The 15,943-nt window shown below is 54.5% G+C and carries 12 protein-coding genes and 1 pseudogene; 10 read left to right on the forward strand and 3 right to left on the reverse strand.

Annotation, left to right across the window (positions count from 1 at the left end):
* Positions 1 to 106: 106 nt before the first annotated feature.
* The 4 genes and pseudogenes from ACQKE4_RS19255 to ACQKE4_RS19270 all read left to right on the forward strand — a co-directional run.
* Positions 107 to 433, forward strand: a pseudogene (locus ACQKE4_RS19255) (substrate-binding domain-containing protein); the annotation flags it as partial.
* Between the two features lie 116 nt (positions 434 to 549).
* Positions 550 to 1,113 (forward strand): type 1 glutamine amidotransferase domain-containing protein, encoded by a 564-nt coding sequence (locus tag ACQKE4_RS19260; RefSeq protein ID WP_290836102.1) that lies wholly within the window; start codon positions 550 to 552, stop codon positions 1,111 to 1,113.
* The gene (locus ACQKE4_RS19265; protein WP_290836101.1) at positions 1,113 to 2,231 is read left to right on the forward strand and encodes an App1 family protein; all 1,119 of its coding nucleotides are present in this window, start codon (positions 1,113 to 1,115) and stop codon (positions 2,229 to 2,231) included. Before ACQKE4_RS19260 ends, ACQKE4_RS19265 begins: the two co-directional genes overlap by 1 nt.
* Positions 2,232 to 2,352: 121 nt before the next feature.
* Complete coding sequence (locus tag ACQKE4_RS19270) at positions 2,353 to 3,027, forward strand: zinc metallopeptidase (RefSeq protein WP_290836100.1); 675 nt, start codon at positions 2,353 to 2,355, stop codon at positions 3,025 to 3,027.
* Between the two features lie 7 nt (positions 3,028 to 3,034).
* Here ACQKE4_RS19270 and cmoB read toward each other — a convergent pair whose 3' ends face one another.
* A complete protein-coding gene (gene cmoB, locus ACQKE4_RS19275) occupies positions 3,035 to 4,042 on the reverse strand; it encodes a tRNA 5-methoxyuridine(34)/uridine 5-oxyacetic acid(34) synthase CmoB (RefSeq protein WP_427389875.1) in 1,008 nt (335 codons plus the stop codon).
* A gap of 1 nt (position 4,043) precedes the next feature.
* A complete protein-coding gene (gene cmoA / locus ACQKE4_RS19280; RefSeq protein ID WP_427389876.1) occupies positions 4,044 to 4,787 on the reverse strand; it encodes a carboxy-S-adenosyl-L-methionine synthase CmoA in 744 nt (247 codons plus the stop codon).
* A 134-nt stretch (positions 4,788 to 4,921) separates the two neighbouring features.
* Here cmoA and pgi point away from each other — a divergent pair, with 134 nt between their 5' ends.
* From pgi to leuA, 6 genes are all read left to right on the forward strand, one after another.
* A complete protein-coding gene (gene pgi / locus ACQKE4_RS19285) occupies positions 4,922 to 6,604 on the forward strand; it encodes a glucose-6-phosphate isomerase (protein ID WP_427389877.1) in 1,683 nt (560 codons plus the stop codon).
* A 264-nt stretch (positions 6,605 to 6,868) separates the two neighbouring features.
* The gene (gene parE, locus ACQKE4_RS19290) at positions 6,869 to 8,764 is read left to right on the forward strand and encodes a DNA topoisomerase IV subunit B (protein WP_427389878.1); all 1,896 of its coding nucleotides are present in this window, start codon (positions 6,869 to 6,871) and stop codon (positions 8,762 to 8,764) included.
* 6 nt (positions 8,765 to 8,770) lie between these two features.
* Positions 8,771 to 11,023: a DNA topoisomerase IV subunit A gene (gene parC / locus ACQKE4_RS19295; protein ID WP_427389879.1), complete on the forward strand. Its 2,253-nt coding sequence runs from the start codon at positions 8,771 to 8,773 to the stop codon at positions 11,021 to 11,023.
* Positions 11,024 to 11,043: 20 nt separating this feature from the next.
* Positions 11,044 to 11,970, forward strand: coding sequence for a phosphoserine phosphatase SerB (serB, locus tag ACQKE4_RS19300; protein WP_427389880.1), 927 nt, complete (start codon positions 11,044 to 11,046; stop codon positions 11,968 to 11,970).
* Between the two features lie 3 nt (positions 11,971 to 11,973).
* Positions 11,974 to 12,879, forward strand: a complete 906-nt coding sequence (locus ACQKE4_RS19305) for an ion transporter (protein ID WP_427389881.1) — start codon at positions 11,974 to 11,976, stop codon at positions 12,877 to 12,879.
* Between the two features lie 16 nt (positions 12,880 to 12,895).
* Positions 12,896 to 14,602, forward strand: coding sequence for a 2-isopropylmalate synthase (leuA, locus tag ACQKE4_RS19310; protein ID WP_427389883.1), 1,707 nt, complete (start codon positions 12,896 to 12,898; stop codon positions 14,600 to 14,602).
* 447 nt (positions 14,603 to 15,049) lie between these two features.
* Here leuA and ACQKE4_RS19315 read toward each other — a convergent pair.
* Positions 15,050 to 15,943, reverse strand: an 894-nt coding sequence (locus ACQKE4_RS19315) for an IS110 family transposase (protein WP_427389882.1), incomplete at its 5' end; no start/stop codon positions are given.

Consider the following 15,943-nt stretch of genomic DNA (forward strand, 5'->3'; position numbering starts at 1 on the left):
GGCGCATACCGCACTGGAGCAACTGTTTGCGGGGGAGGTGCCAGCCTTCATGCAGCAAGAAGCCCCGACTCAGCCAACCGGTGCTGAATAGTTACAATTACTTAACTATTTGCTTGAGCAAGCCGGAATTGATAGCTCGGCAATAGATTGGACATCTCATCCCTCACTTAGTGAAGACGATTTGGCGCTTAGTATTTGCCAAGGTGAGGCCGATGTTGGATTAGGTGTAGAAGCCGCTGCCCATAGACAGCAGTTGGGGTTTATTCCTTTATGCGAAGAGCCATTTGATTTAATCATGCAGCGGCGCAGCTACTTCGAACCTGCTGTCCAACGACTATTCGCATTCACTCTTCAGGCGCGCTTTATACATCGAGCAGAAGCATTGGGTGGTTATGATATAAGCGAGCTAGGCAAGGTTATCTATAATGCCTAGGTGCTTATAGTCGATTGGATAACCACATTCGTTAGCAGGATAGCTTGACGCTGTTGCTGTATGCGCCACACTAGTGGAGCGTTACAAACGCAAATCATCACGAAAAGGAGAGCATGATGAAACAAGCACTAAACGGTAAACGAGTGGCCATTTTAGCCGCCGATGGTTTTGAAGAGTCAGAGCTGAGTGTGCCGCGGGCTGCCCTTCAAAAAGAGGGCGTCGATGTTCACGTGGTGACTCCTGATGGAAACGGTATTCGTGCGTGGGCAGAAACCGAGTGGGGCGATACCTACGAGTCCGACAAGGCCCTTGCTGAGGCGAACTCTTCTGACTACCACGCATTAGTACTGCCAGGTGGTTTGTTTAATCCTGATGAGTTACGCACTAATCATGAGGCCTTAAGTTTCGTTAAGGCATTTTTCGAGGCTGGCAAGCCAGTCGCGGCTATTTGCCATGCGCCTTGGATTTTAATTAATGCAGGTGTGGTTGAAGGTCGTCGTATGACGTCTGTGCCCAGCGTTGAGCAAGATCTTCGCAACGCCGGTGCTGAGTGGGTAGATGAGCCTGTCGTTGTTGATAGTGGCCTTGTTACCAGCCGCACACCGAAAGACTTGGATGCTTTTAACGCCAAGTTACTCGAAGAGCTTCAGGAAGGGCGTCACTCCGGGCAACACGCTTGATGAGTCTATTGCGTGAGTGGGCAAGTTTTGTCAAAAGGCTTGTCCATGTTGTTGCCAAACCGATTAAAGGCGACAGTAGCCGTGGGGGGATGGTCGTCCATCCTTACCGCGGCTATGGCTCCCAGAAAGAAGTTTTCGTTATGGGGCGGGTTTTTCGTCAAGCCGCGCTAGGTCGTGCTATTCCTCGCCATGGCATGCTGCGAGATACCGCAGATGTGACACGGCGCATTTTCCGTCGTGGCCTGGCCAACGCGCAGGTAGAAATTCATCTTGGCGAAAACCAGCTGTGCGTGGGCACTGATCGATATGGCTATTTCGATGTGCACTTGCCGATCAGTCATGCGCTGCCCATTGATGTCTCGTGGCATCGTGCTGATATTATGGTGCACTGTCCCGGCCAAACCCCGGTGCGAACCCACGTAGAGGTTTACGTGCCGCCTCCAGAGGCTGATTTACTGATCATTAGCGATATTGACGACACGGTAATGTTCACCGGCGTGGCGGAAAAGCTCAAAATGCTTTACCGCTTGTTTGTTAAAAAGCCCCATCGCCGCACTGCCTTCCCTGGTGTAGCGTCGCTTTACCAGGCACTTCATCGCGGCGTTAGCGAACGTGCCGAGCGGCCCATTCTGTATGTTTCACGGGCACCGTGGGCCATTTATGAAATGCTTGAAACCTTTTTTCAAATTAACCGTATACCCGTCGGCCCTATTCTGTTTTTACGCGAGTGGGGAATCTCGTGGCGTCGTCCCTGGCCGCGCAAGGCAGAGGAGCATAAGCGTGAATTGATCGACCGCATGCTGACGCTTTATGACGATTTGCCATGTATTTTGATTGGTGATAGTGGGCAACACGACCCTGAAGTGTATATCGAAATCGTAAAAGCCTATCCGGATCGTATTAAAGCCATCTATATCCGTCGTGTAGATAAAGACCCTAAGCGTGAGCAGGCCATTCAGCGTTTGCGCGATGAGTTAGTGGGCACCCAGTGCGACTTGGTGCTCGCTGCTGATAGCGTATTAATTGCCGAGCATGCCTATTCGCAGGGTGATATCTCTGCGCAGGGATTAGCGTCAGTAAAGCGGGATGTAGAAGAGCAGCGTAACGATCCTGCATAATGCTTTAGCCTAGCTGACCATCATGGTAAAAATACACCTTACGCCGTGGCCGAAAAGAGACTTTTTGCGGTCATACATGCGGTCATAAATCGTAGCGGCGTTTTTACTCATAGGTGTTGCCATGGTTGTTCTGTTGGTCATCTTCGCGCTGGCCGTTTTTGTATTGCCTAATATGTGGGCCAAATGGGTGCTCAAACGGCATACCCGTGGGCGTGACGATTACCCAGGTACCGGCGCGGAACTCGCTGATCATCTCCTGCGCCGCTTAGGTGTTGAGGGCGTAAACGTAGAGCGTACCGAGTACGGTGATCATTACGATCCCGAAACCCGCTGTGTGCGTCTTTCGCCCGATAACTATGATGGTCGTTCGCTAACCGCCGTGACGGTGGCTGCCCATGAAGTGGGGCATGCTATTCAGCATCACGAAGGCTATACGCCGCTTTTGGCGCGCAGCCGCTTGGTGGGTGTCGCACAAAAAGCCGAAAAATTGGGTGCCATTTTAATGATGGCAGCCCCTTTTCTGTTTTTATTAACCCGTTTACCCGGGGGCCTGGCGATCGTCATTGTTATGGCGGTGATCAGCTTTGGCACGGCCGCTCTGGTGCATCTGGTGACGCTACCGGTAGAGTTCGATGCCAGCTTTAATCGGGCACTGCCATTATTGAAAGAGTACGTACCGCCTGCCGATATGGCAGGGGCGCGGCATGTACTCACCGCCTGCGCTTTTACCTATGTCGCAGCATCACTCGCCAGCGTAATGAACCTGGGCCGCTGGCTGGTGATTTTGAGAAGGTGAGCGGTGCTTACTCCGGCTTATTGGCAATAATCACCGCCCGGCGCGGCGCGGGGTAGCCTTCAATGGTGCGGGTGCGGTCGTTAGGGTCAAGGAAATCTGCTAGTGACTGAAAGGTCATCCACTCAGTGGAGCGCTGCTCTTCATGCGTGGTAACCGCTTCATCGACAACGCGTACGTTGATAAAACCACAGCGTTCCAGCCAGTGACACAGCGCTTTAGAAGAGGGTAGGAAGTAGACATTAGGCATGGCGGCATAGCGTTCGCCGGGTACAAATACTGTCCGCTCATCGCCTTTTACTACTAGGGTTTCCAGTACCAGCTCACCGCCAGGCGCCAAGGCGGCTTTTAATTGCTGAAGATGCTCTAACGGGGCAGGGCGGTGATAAAGCACGCCCATAGAAAAGACCGTATCGAAGAACCCCAGGTTCGCTGGCACATCTTCTATGCCGACCGGCAAAAACTGCGTTCTGCCACCATCAGCATCACCAACGAAGTGGCGCACTGCCTGGAACTGCCAATAGAAGCGCGGCGAAGGGTCGATCACCAGAACGAAAGCAGCACCTGCTCCCGTCATACGCCAGGCGTGATAGCCACTGCCACCACCCACATCGAGCACTTTGCGGTACTTAAGCGGCGCTAAATGCGGCGCCACTCTTTGCCATTTCCAGTCCGAACGCCACTCGGTGTCGATGTGAATGCCGCCCAGTTGAAAAGGGCCTTTGCGCCACGGAGCGAGCTTTCTGAGCAGGTTAAAGCACTGCCGCTGTTGGCTATCGCTAAGGTCGAGGTCAACGCTGACGGTATCGCTGTTTAAGTCTACACGCCGTTCGATGGGCAGTGCGGGCAGCTTAGCCACGGCTTTTTCCCAAGCGGGTAGGTCGCCATGACGATTACGGTCAAGCCCATAGGCCAACTGTTCGGGTAGCTTGGCGAGCCAGGGTGTTAGCGATTTATCGAGGGTAGCTTGGTCTAAAAAAGCTTGATACAGGGCACGGTGATCATCGGGTAACAACACCTCACCCCTCCTTGAACGCAATTACTGAGGCAAAATTCAAATACTGGAACCAGGTCACTGAGCGGGGAAAGCCCGCCTGCGTTAAGCGGCCATGAAGCGCATCAAGTGTGTCAGGCACCAATACGTTTTCAAGGGCGGTACGTTTCTGGCTAATTTCTAAATCGCTATAGCCATTGGCGCGCTTAAAATCGTGGTAGCGCTCAACCCGCCAGGCGTTGTCGCGCTCATCAGCATCGACGGTTTTCTCCGAGAGAATCAGCACGCCGCCGGGTTCCAGCGCTGCGTAAAGCCGTGCCAGCAGCGCATCGCGGTCCGCCGCGGGCAGGAACTGCAGCGTAAAGTTGAGAATGATCATGCCGGAAGGCGCATACTCCAGGGTGCGGATATCGGCTTCTTCCACCTGCATCGCGTACGCTGGGCACTCATCAGCAAAGGTTTGCCGTGCCTGAGCCACCATCGCGGGGGAGAGATCAACGCCGGTGTAGCGAAAAGCATCAGGCGCAAGCGTGCCGGCCAAAGCAAGCCCCGACGCGCCGAGCGAGCAGCCTAGGTCATAGACATGAGCGCCGTGGCGCAGATGACGCTGGGCAATCAGACTCAGCATGCCTAGAATTTGCCCATAGCCAGGCACTGATCGACGGATCATGTCAGGAAAGCATGCGACCACCTTTTCATCGAATGAGAACCTCGCCACTCGGTCAAGGGGTGTCGAAAAGATAGCGTCACGGTAAGATGCATCACTCATGGTCAGACCAGAATTATTAATAAGGCTGCATAGTTTACGCGTCCTATCTAAGTCAGAACAGTAAGTCAGAACAGTAAGTCAGAAGAGTAAGCCAGAACAGACCCTGCATGGAACGACGCCACTGGAGATGCCACATGGCCTCAGCATCAAGCGCTACCCCCGATACGTTACCCGCATGGCAGACGTTAAAACATCACGCTGAAACGCTGCAGCACGTTCACTTGAAAACGCTGTTTGGCACCGAGCCTTCGCGTTGGGAGAACTTTACTCGCCAGGTGGCGGGCTTAACGCTAGATCTCTCCAAGCAGCGCTGGGATGACGATACGCTCGAACATCTCTTTACGCTGGCTAGCGAGGCGGGTGTGCCTTCGGCCATTGATGCGCTGCTGAGTGGTAAGCGGGTGAACGTCAGCGAAAACCGTCCAGCGTTACATACGGCGTTGCGCTTGCCAGCCGATGCCACGCTTGAAGTCGAGGGTGAGGATATCGTCGCTGCCGTGCATGAAAGTCTTGCCCAAATGGAAAATTTAGTGAGCCGGTTACACGCCGGGCAGTGGCGCGGTGCTACCGGCAAGCCTATCCGCCATGTGGTTAATCTGGGCGTTGGCGGTTCTGACCTGGGCCCATTAATGGTCACCCATGCGTTGGCGGATTACCGACCCAAAGATATTCATCCTGTGGAAGTGCATTTTGCCTCTACCATGGATGGCTCGCAGTTAGCGGATTACCTAAGTCGGTTAAACCCTGAAACCACTATTTTTGTGCTGTCATCCAAGTCGTTTACCACCATTGATACGCTCTCCAACGCTAACACTGCACGCGAGTGGTTGTTGGGACGTTTAACGCAGCATGGTGCGACGCCGATTAGCGCTGGGATGGTGGTGCGTCAACACTTTATCGGGGTTTCAGCCAGCCCTGACAAAATGACCGAGTGGGGAATTACGCCTGATCACCAGCTAACTTTTTGGGAGTGGGTGGGTGGGCGCTATTCACTGTGGGGTACCATTGGCTTACCGATTGCGCTAGTCGTGGGGATGGACAATTTCCGTGAATTTCTAGCCGGCGCCCATGCCATGGATCGCCATTTTTCTGAAGCGCCCATGGAAGATAACTTGCCGATTCTGCTTGGCTTGGCAGGCATCTGGAACGTCAATTTTCTGGATATCCGTGCGCACTCCATTCTTCCCTACGACGGACGATTGGAGTATTTCGCTGCCTATCTTGAACAGCTCGAGATGGAGTCCAACGGCAAGTCAGTCACCCGCCAAGGTCAGCCGGTTAACTACTCCACCTGCCCAGTACTTTGGGGCCAGCTTGGCCCAAACGCCCAGCACGCGTTTTATCAGCTGTTGCACCAGGGTACTCAGCCAGTCGTGTGTGATTTTATTGCCCCACTTAAGCGCTACGACGAAGTTGAAGACCTGGACACCCGGCGCCATCTTAAAACCCAGCACCGTTTGGCGCTGGCCAACTGTTTTGCACAGTCCCGGGTATTAATGCTCGGTGATGACGCCTTGGAAGATGACGGCCCACGGCCAGAGCATAAGCGCTACCGTGGCAATCAGCCCTCGACAACGGTGCTGCTTGACCAGCTCACCCCTGCGACCCTTGGTTCGCTTATCGCGCTTTACGAGCATAAGGTCTTTGTTCAGGCGGTGATTTGGGATATCAACCCGTTCGATCAGTGGGGCGTTGAGCTGGGCAAACAGATTGCCACCGATACTCAGAAAATCATCGACCATCAGGGCGATCTATCGCGGATGGATGCTTCCAGTAAGGGGTTGATTGAAGCGTTCTGGGCGGCTGAGCAGGAGTAATGTAGCCATTCAAGCCCGGGGCTAACCCGGCGACAGGTCTACGAGGAGGCGCTGTGAACCCATCCATGGGCGCTAAATTTGCCATCCATGGCAAATGACCTCCTCTACGACCTATCCCCGGCGCCCCTGGTAATAAGCATGAAGCATGGCTAGATATACAGCTTTTTGCTTTTCCGCTATCCTGTGCGTCTTTGCAAGCCGCCAATGACTCGTTTCAGCATTCAATATGGCTGCCAGTACGATTTTTCAGGGAACCGACGTTACATGACCCAGTTTGATGCCTCTCAGTACGGCGCGAGTTCCATCGAAGTCCTGTCCGGGCTTGAGCCGGTACGTAAGCGTCCCGGTATGTATACCGACACCGCACGCCCCAACCACCTTGCTCAGGAAGTGATTGATAACAGCGTCGATGAGGCGCTGGCGGGCCATGCCACCGAGATTAACGTCGTACTGCATAGTGACGGCGGCATTGAGGTACAGGATAACGGCCGTGGCATGCCCATCGACATGCACCCCGAGCATGGCTTATCGGGCGTTGAGCTGATCTTTACCAAGCTGCACTCCGGCGGAAAGTTCTCCTCGACCAGCTATCGCTTTTCGGGCGGTCTACACGGGGTAGGGGTTTCTGTTGTTAATGCGCTGTCACGACGATTAGACGTTGAAGTTACCCGCGACGGCGCACGCCACGCCATGGCCTTTGAGTTTGGCGAAAAAGTTGAAGAACTGCATGAAATTGGCAAAGCCCCCAAGCGGGCGAGTGGCACCCTGGTGCGCTTCTGGCCGGATGAAAGCTACTTCGATAGTCCCAAGTTAGCACTCACCCGGCTTAAGCATTTGCTGCGGGCCAAAGCGGTACTCTGCCCAGGCTTGAAAGTCACCTTGCGAGAACCCGACGGCACCTCCACCGAGTGGGCGTTCGCCGATGGCCTGCGCGACTATCTGGTTGAAGCGACGGACGGCTACGAAGTGCTGCCCCGCGAGCCTTTTGTAGGCCACTTCAACGACGACGAACACGGCGTCGATTGGGCGATTCAGTGGTTGCCCGAGGGCGGTGAAGCGTTGCTCGAAAGCTACGTTAACTTGATTCCCACACCCCAGGGCGGCACGCATGTCAACGGATTCCGTTCCGGGTTACTGGACGCACTGCGCGAGTTTTGTGAATACCGCAGCCTGTTGCCTCGCGGTATCAAGCTGACCGCCGATGATTTATGGGAGCGCACCTCCTTTGTGCTCTCAGTAAAAATGCTCGACCCCCAGTTTGCCGGTCAAACCAAAGAGCGGCTTTCGTCACGGACCATTGCAGGCTTTGTGTCCGGCGTCGTTAAAGACGCTTTCTCGCTGTGGTTAAATCACCACGTGGATCAGGCCGAAGCGATTGCCGAACTGGTTATCAGTGCGGCGCAAAACCGTCAGAAAAAAGCCAAAAAAGTTCTCCGTAAAAAGGTCACTTCCGGCCCGGCTCTACCCGGCAAGCTGGCGGATTGCTCCGGTCAGGACCCCGCTCAAAGCGAGCTGTTTTTAGTCGAAGGGGACTCGGCGGGCGGCAGTGCCAAGCAGGCGCGCAACCGCGAAACCCAGGCGATTCTGCCTCTGCGCGGTAAAATTCTGAATACCTGGGAAGTCGATACCCACGATATCTATGGCTCCCAGGAAGTGCACGATATTGCCGTGGCTATTGGCGCCGACCCCGGCAGCGATGGTCTGGAGAAACTTCGCTACCACAAGATTTGTATTCTCGCCGATGCCGACTCCGACGGACTACACATCGCCACGCTGCTGTGTGCATTGTTCGTGCGCCACTTCCCAAGCTTGGTAGATGCTGGGCACGTCTATGTGGCAATGCCGCCCCTTTACCGTATTGACCTGGGTAAAGAGGTGCACTACGCCCTCGATGAGAGTGAAAAAGCCGCCATTCTAAAGCAACTGGCCAACAAACGTGGCACGCCTAACGTGCAGCGTTTTAAAGGCCTGGGTGAAATGAACCCGCTACAACTGCGAGAAACCACGATGGCGATAGAAACTCGCCGCCTAGTGCAGCTCACCTTGACGGATGGTGACGGCACCATGGAAATGATGGATATGCTGCTGGCCAAAAAACGCGCCAGTGACCGCAAAAAGTGGCTGGAAGATTACGGCAACCTCGCAGACATTGAGGTATAACCCCCGATGACCATGGATATTCAAGTAGCGGAGGGAGATGTAGAACGTCTTTCCTTGCGCGGCTACACCGAAAAAGCGTACCTCGACTACTCAATGTACGTGATTCTTGACCGTGCCTTGCCCAATGTTGGCGACGGTATGAAACCCGTGCAGCGGCGGATAATTTACGCCATGCGCGAACTGGCGCTACACGCCAACGCCAAGTACAAAAAATCGGCGCGTACCGTCGGTGACGTGCTGGGTAAGTTCCACCCCCATGGCGACAGCGCCTGCTACGAAGCCATGGTGCTAATGGCCCAGCCATTTAGCTACCGCTACCCGCTGGTGGATGGCCAGGGCAACTGGGGCAGCCCAGATGACCCTAAATCGTTTGCTGCCATGCGTTATACCGAGGCCAAGCTCTCCAAGTTTGCCGAAGTGCTACTCGGCGAGTTGGGTCAGGGCACCGTCGATTGGGTGCCTAACTTCGATGGCACCATGCAGGAACCGCTGGTGCTGCCTGCCAAGTTACCCCATGTTCTGCTCAACGGCGGTACCGGGATTGCCGTGGGTATGGCCACCGATATTCCACCGCATAACGTCTCGGAAATAGTTGAAGCCACCTGTCATCTGCTGCGTAATCCCAAGGCCACGACTGCCGATTTAATGGAATTTGTGCCCGCGCCGGATTTCCCCACTGATGCAGAAATCATTACGCCGCCTGCGGATCTGAAGAAGCTCTACGAAAGCGGCCGAGGCTCGGTAAAACTGCGCGCGCGCTACATTCGCGAAGAAGCCAATATTGTGATTACTGCGGTGCCCTATCAGGTGAGTGGTGCCAAGGTGCTAGAGCAGATTGCCGCTCAGATGCAGGCCAAAAAGCTACCCATGGTGGCTGACCTGCGCGATGAGTCGACGCATGAAGAGCCGACCCGGCTGGTGATTGAGCCACGCTCTAACCGCATTGACGTTGAATCATTGATGGCCCACTTGTTTGCCACCACGGACTTGGAAAAGAACGTGCGGGTGAACATGAACGTGATTGGCCTGGATGGCCGACCACGGGTGATGCCACTGCCTGAAATGCTCGGCGAATGGCTGCAATTTCGCCGCAGCACGGTACGCCGCCGTTTAGAGCACCGTCTAGGCAAAGTCGAGGATCGGCTGCATATCCTGGAAGGCCTGCTGATTGCCTACCTGGATCTTGACGAAGTGATCCGCATTATTCGCGAAGAGGATGACCCTAAAGCCTCGTTGATGGCGACCTTCAAACTCTCTGATCGCCAAGCGGAAGCAATCCTGGAGCTACGCCTGCGTCATCTTGCCAAACTCGAAGAGATGAAAATTCGTGGCGAGCAGGATGAGCTGGAAAAAGAGCGCAAGTATTTAGAAGGTCTGTTAGGCAGCGAAGCCAAGCTGACTACCCTGATCGAAAAAGAGATCCGTGCCGCGGGTAAAGAGCATGGCGATGCTCGCCGCTCACCGCTGGTAGAGCGTGAAGAGTCCAAGGCGCTGTCTGAAGTCGAGCTGATGGGCGCTGATCCGATTACCGTGGTGCTTTCTGATAAAGGCTGGATACGCGCGGCCAAGGGGCACGATATTGACCCCGAAGGGCTCTCCTATAAAGCCGGTGATAGCTTCCTACTGGCGGCGCGGGGGAAAACCAATCAGCCGCTGGTACTGCTGGATGATACTGGGCGTGCCTATACGCTTTCTGCGCATAACTTACCCAGTGCGCGGGGCCAGGGTGAGCCGGTTACCGGGCGTGCTAACGTTGCCGCCGGGGCGAAAATGGCGGGGCTGATGTTTGCGCCTCCAGAGCGGCGCTTTGTGCTTGCCACCGACGGTGGTTATGGCTTTGTGGCGCGGCTCGATACGCTCACCGGTAAAAACAAAGCCGGTAAAGCGGTGCTTAGCCTGCCCAAAGGCTGCAACGTCATGGCGCCGGTTGAAGTGCCTGAGGGCGACGAGCTTTGGGTTGCCTCGGTTTCAAACGAGGGCCGATTACTGCTATTCCCCTTGGATCAACTGCCTGAAATGTCCAAAGGTAAAGGCAATAAGATGCTTGATATACCCGGGCCGCGGGCAGCGCGTCGGGAGGAGTTTGTCTGCGGCCTTACCGTCTTAGCCTCTAACGAAGCGCTGATGATTCATGCCGGTAAGCGTAAACTTACTCTAAAAGCCGACGATTTAGCCTATTATCGCGGTGAGCGTGGCCGACGCGGCAGTAAATTGCCCCGTGGCTTCCAAAAAGTTGACCGGTTAGAGGCTGGGGAATAAATAATGGCAGGAGTTAATTAATGGCACGCGGTGATTTGATCCTAACCGTATTAGCAGCACGACTAACCGCGGACATTCAAACTCAGGTAGCGGCCTTAGTGGGGCACTTTGGCCTGCATGAGAAGAGTAACCAGCGACTGGCGGACGCCTCACTACAACAAGATGAGCATATCGACTGTATTGAGTATCGTCTGGTCGGCGAGGTGGATTTTGTAGCAGTGCGCGATGCGGCGCTGGTGCTAAGTGAAACGCTTGGCGTTGATATCGTGATCCAGAAAGATGCTCGTGATCATGTTCAGCCCCGTTTGGTCTGTTTTGATATGGACTCCACGCTGATCAAAGCCGAAGTGATTGATGAATTGGCGCGCCGCCATGGCGTGGGTGAAGAGGTGGCCGAAGTAACCGAGCGGGCCATGCGCGGCGAGCTCGATTTTAAAGCGAGCTTTCGCGAACGCATGAGCAAGCTAGCCGGATTAGATGAATCTGTACTGGCGGATATAGCTAATGAGCTACCGCTGATGGAGGGCGTTGAGCGCCTCATGGTCAACCTAAAGCGGTTGGGCTACCGCACCGTGATCCTCTCCGGCGGTTTTACCTACTTTGCTCGCCACTTGCAGGAAAAGCTCGGTTTTGACGAGATTCATGCCAACGAACTGGTGATAGAAAATGGCAAGGTCACCGGTGACGTGCATGAGCCGATAGTGGATGCCGAGCGCAAAGCCGACTTGTTAGAAACTATCGCGCTGCGTGAAGGCTTCACCCTGGAACAAACGATTGCCGTGGGCGATGGTGCCAACGACCTCAAAATGCTAGCAAAAGCAGGCATGGGGATCGCGTTTCAGGCCAAACCCTTGGTGCGTGCTCAAGCGCGCCAGGCGATTTCCACCCAAGGCATTGACGCCGTTCTCTACTTGATGGGTTACCGTCACATCGACTTGGAGGGCTAAACGGTGAGTGGAGGAGGGAAACAGGCGCCTTTTGCAGCGTGGCAAGACCGCTTTGAAAAGCTGCGTAGTAATAAAATTTTTGAAACGGTCGTCATCTCCATCATTGTTCTGTCCGCGCTGATGATCGGCGCGCGTACGTACGATGAGGTAAGCAGTTTCGAGCAGTGGTTGATGTATCTGGACGTGGCGGTCACAGTCTTCTTCTTGGTGGAGCTGTTAATTCGCATGGCCGCCGAGCGCAATTTGATCAACTTCTTTAAAAAGGGCTGGAACGTATTTGATTTCTTGATCGTGACAGCCAGCTTGATCCCCATGGATGAGTCGGAAATGGTGCTGCTGGCGCGCCTACTCAGGATTTTCCGTGTCTTGCGCTTGGTGTCGATGATCCCAGAGCTACGCTTGTTGCTCGTCGCCCTGGTTAAGTCGATCCCTCGCATGGGCTATGTCGTCCTGCTGATGTTTATCATCTTCTACATCTATGGCGCGATCGGTAGTTTCCTATTTCATAACGTTAATGAGGATCTATGGGGCAATATTGCCCTGGCGATGCTGACGCTTTTTCAGGTGGCGACGTTTGAGAGTTGGGCAACCGCGGTGCTTTATCCCGTCATGGACGTTTACCCCTATGCGTGGATCTACTTTCTCACCTTTATCTTTTTAAATGCATTTGTGTTTCTCAATATGATGATCGGTATTGTGCTCGACGTTATGCAGAAAGAGAGTGCACTGATTGATTTGGAGAGTGGTGAGGGGGAGGCCGCTGAGCTTCAGGGCTTGCGCACAGATGTGAGAGAGTTACGCGATCAGCTTAACCGAATGGAAGCCGTGTTGACGCAATCTCATGTACCCTCAGCTTCAACCCAAAGCGACGTGGGCGGTAAGCACATCGACAAGCCGACGACAGACTGATTTTAGGAGAGCCGCTATTATGTTGACTGATCCTTCCAAAAAATATCGCCCCTTTGTGGCCGTTGATTTGCCTGATCGTCAATGGCCAAGTAAGCGTATTGAAACAGCGCCTTCCTGGTGCAGCGTAGACCTACGCGATGGCAATCAGTCGTTGATTGATCCGATGGATCAGGAGCGTAAAGAACGCTTTTTCGACATGCTGCTTAATGTCGGCTTTAAAGAAATTGAAGTAGGTTTTCCGTCTGCATCGCAAACGGATTTTGACTTTGTGCGCTCGCTGATTGAGCACAATAAGATCCCTGACGATGTCACTATTCAAGTGCTGACCCAGGCTCGCCCGCACTTGATCGAGCGCACCTTTGAAGCGCTGAAAGGCGCCAAAAATGCCATCGTTCATGTCTATAACGCCACTGACCCGATGTTCCGTCGCGTGGTGTTCAACGTGGATAAGCCTGAATGCGTGCAAATCGCTGTGGAAGCCACTCAGCAGATCCGCGCGCAGATGGAAGCCGCGCCAGAAACTAACTGGACCTTTCAATACTCGCCCGAATTGTTTACCACGACCGAGATGGATTTTGCGGTAGAGATCGTCGAAGCCGTAATGGATGCTTATGGTGCTAATGCCAGTAAGCGCATGATCGTCAACCTACCCGCCACGGTTGAAGTCGCCACACCTAACAACTACGCCGACCAAATTGAATGGTTCTGCCGCCACGTTAAAAACCGAGACCATCTGATTGTCAGCGTTCATCCCCATAACGACCGCGGTACCGGTATAGCAGCAGCCGAGCTGACCCTGATGGCGGGGGCTGACCGCGTGGAAGGGACGCTGTTTGGTAACGGAGAGCGTACCGGTAACGTTGATATCGTCACCTTGGCGATGAATATGTTTACCCAAGGCGTCCATCCGCAGCTTGACTTCTCCAATATCACGCCAGTGATGCGTGAAGTAGAGTACTGCAACCAGTTGCCCGTGCATCCGCGTCATCCCTATGTGGGCGATTTGGTGTTTACCGCGTTCTCAGGCTCTCATCAGGATGCGATTAAAAAAGGCATGGCGGATCGCCGCGCAAACCCTGATGCGGTGTGGGATGTGCCTTATCTGCCTATCGACCCTCTCGACGTTGGCCGTAGCTACGAGGCGGTGATTCGCGTTAACAGCCAGTCGGGTAAAGGCGGTGTTTCATACCTGCTTGAGCAGGAGCACGGGATTGAGCTGCCGCGTCGCCTATCTATCGAATTCAGCCAGGTTGTACAGGAAGTGGCGGAGCGCACCGGTAAAGAGATCACCTCGCAGATGATCTATCAGGCATTCTTGGATGAGTATTTAGAGCAGTGGGTACCCTTTGCATTAGTTAACCACCGTTTGTCGTCTGAACCTGACAGCCCCAAAGTCACGCTGGACGCCGTGATTGAGGGGAGCGGCACACGGCAAACGTTAAAGGGAGAGGGCAACGGCCCGTTAGCCGCCTTTATTAACGCATTGGCAGCGGCTGGACACGATGTTGAGATTATCGACTACCACGAGCACTCCCGCGGCCAAGGCGCCGACGCTGAAGCGATCGCTTACGTGGAAGTGCGTATCGACGGTAAGGCGGTCTTCGGTGTAGGTAACGATGAAAGCATTACCAGCGCGTCAATGAAGGGGGTGTTGAGCGCGATCAATCGCCACCATTCGACTCAGCCCGCGGCGGCCAACGTGACGGCGGAGACGTTGGGATAGCCTTTGGGATAGCAGCCCTTAAGTCTGGCAAGCTGGCAAGCCCAGTTGTGAGAGTCTAGTGGTGGGAGGGCGCTTCAGCGCGCGAAGGGGGCTGCAGGCACCCTGATGTTATCAGTCTGGCAGCCTAAAGGGTCGCGAGTTAAAGCTGCCTTATATGGACCCGTCCCGTTGAGCAAGCAAGCCACGAGATGGACACGGATGAGGACTGCACGCTTATATCCGGCCTTTGATGATAGCGCTGCTATCTGGCCCTGATGGAATGCGCACTCTCTGCTCTTAATCTCCCACGCGGCCTCTCAATGGGCCTAACAGCTTTACAGAGTGACAGAGAGTCGGTCTTACCTGTGTGCCATCAATTGTCTTACTCACGCAACCTCGGGTGTGCTTACTGCAAACAACAAGATGACTTTTTTCTAAGGGCCTCGTCGAGGCAGCTGCCTCACTTTTTTATGCTTGATAAGCGCGTTGATGCGCAAGGATCGACCAGCAAATTCGCGCCATTTTGTTTGCCAAGGCCACAATCGCCTTGCGTTGGCCTACCCGTGCCGCCAACCGAATGATCCATTGCGCCAATCGGTCGGGGTGCTCTTGACGTTGAAATTGCCTCAACGCCGCTCTCGCCCCATGAACGAGTTGGCGCCGCACCTCGCTATTGCCGCGTTTGGTAATGCTTTTCAAGACGTTCTTGCCGCCACTTGAGTACTGTCTTGGTACCAAGCCAATGGAGGCGCTAAATTGCCGTCCATTAGGGAAGCGCTTGGGATCCCCCATATGACTGAAGAGCAACGTGGCATTGACTGGACCAATGCCTGGCACACTCATCAGTTGCTTCATGCTGGGCGTGGCCTGGACATAAGCGCCAAGCCGTTTATCGTATTCGGCGACGCGTGTGTCGAGTGCTTGCCACTCATCCAGGAGGTCATGCATGACATCGCATAAAGCCATACCCAGCTGAGGGTGACGCTCGTCGAGCAATCGGCGTATATCGCCTTGTCGGATGACGCGGTGGCCTTGGGCCACAATGATGCCAAACTCGTTTAACAGCCCACGTAACTCATTCCCAACGGCCGTCCGAGCGCGCACAAGGCGGCTGCGCACCCGGTGGAGGGCTTGTAGTGACTGTTGCTCCTGCGTTTTCACGGCTACGCGCCTTGTCGCCGGACGGGCTGCCGCTTCCGCAATACCGGCGGCATCACGGGCATCATTTTTATGGCCTTGAATAAACGGTTTGACGGCCTGCGGGGGAAGCAGATGCGCCTCGTGACCCAGCTGGCGAATTTCTCGCGCCCAATAGTGAGCGGAGCCACACGCTTCCATGGCCACGAGACAGGGCGGAAGGTT

The organism is Halomonas sp. NPDC076908, from assembly GCF_050269715.1.
Classification (GTDB): Bacteria; Pseudomonadota; Gammaproteobacteria; order Pseudomonadales; family Halomonadaceae; genus Vreelandella.

Bases quoted from the DNA above. Each gene is read 5' to 3' on its own strand.
- ACQKE4_RS19260 (WP_290836102.1), top strand. From the start codon at position 550: ATGAAACAAGCACTAAACGGTAAACGAGTGGCCATTTTAGCCGCCGAT.
- parC (WP_427389879.1), top strand. From the start codon at position 8,771: ATGACCATGGATATTCAAGTAGCGGAGGGAGATGTAGAACGTCTTTCC.
- ACQKE4_RS19265 (WP_290836101.1), top strand. From the start codon at position 1,113: ATGAGTCTATTGCGTGAGTGGGCAAGTTTTGTCAAAAGGCTTGTCCAT.
- serB (WP_427389880.1), top strand. From the start codon at position 11,044: ATGGCACGCGGTGATTTGATCCTAACCGTATTAGCAGCACGACTAACC.
- ACQKE4_RS19270 (WP_290836100.1), top strand. From the start codon at position 2,353: ATGGTTGTTCTGTTGGTCATCTTCGCGCTGGCCGTTTTTGTATTGCCT.
- pgi (WP_427389877.1), top strand. From the start codon at position 4,922: ATGGCCTCAGCATCAAGCGCTACCCCCGATACGTTACCCGCATGGCAG.
- cmoA (WP_427389876.1), bottom strand. From the start codon at position 4,787: ATGAGTGATGCATCTTACCGTGACGCTATCTTTTCGACACCCCTTGAC.
- parE (WP_427389878.1), top strand. From the start codon at position 6,869: ATGACCCAGTTTGATGCCTCTCAGTACGGCGCGAGTTCCATCGAAGTC.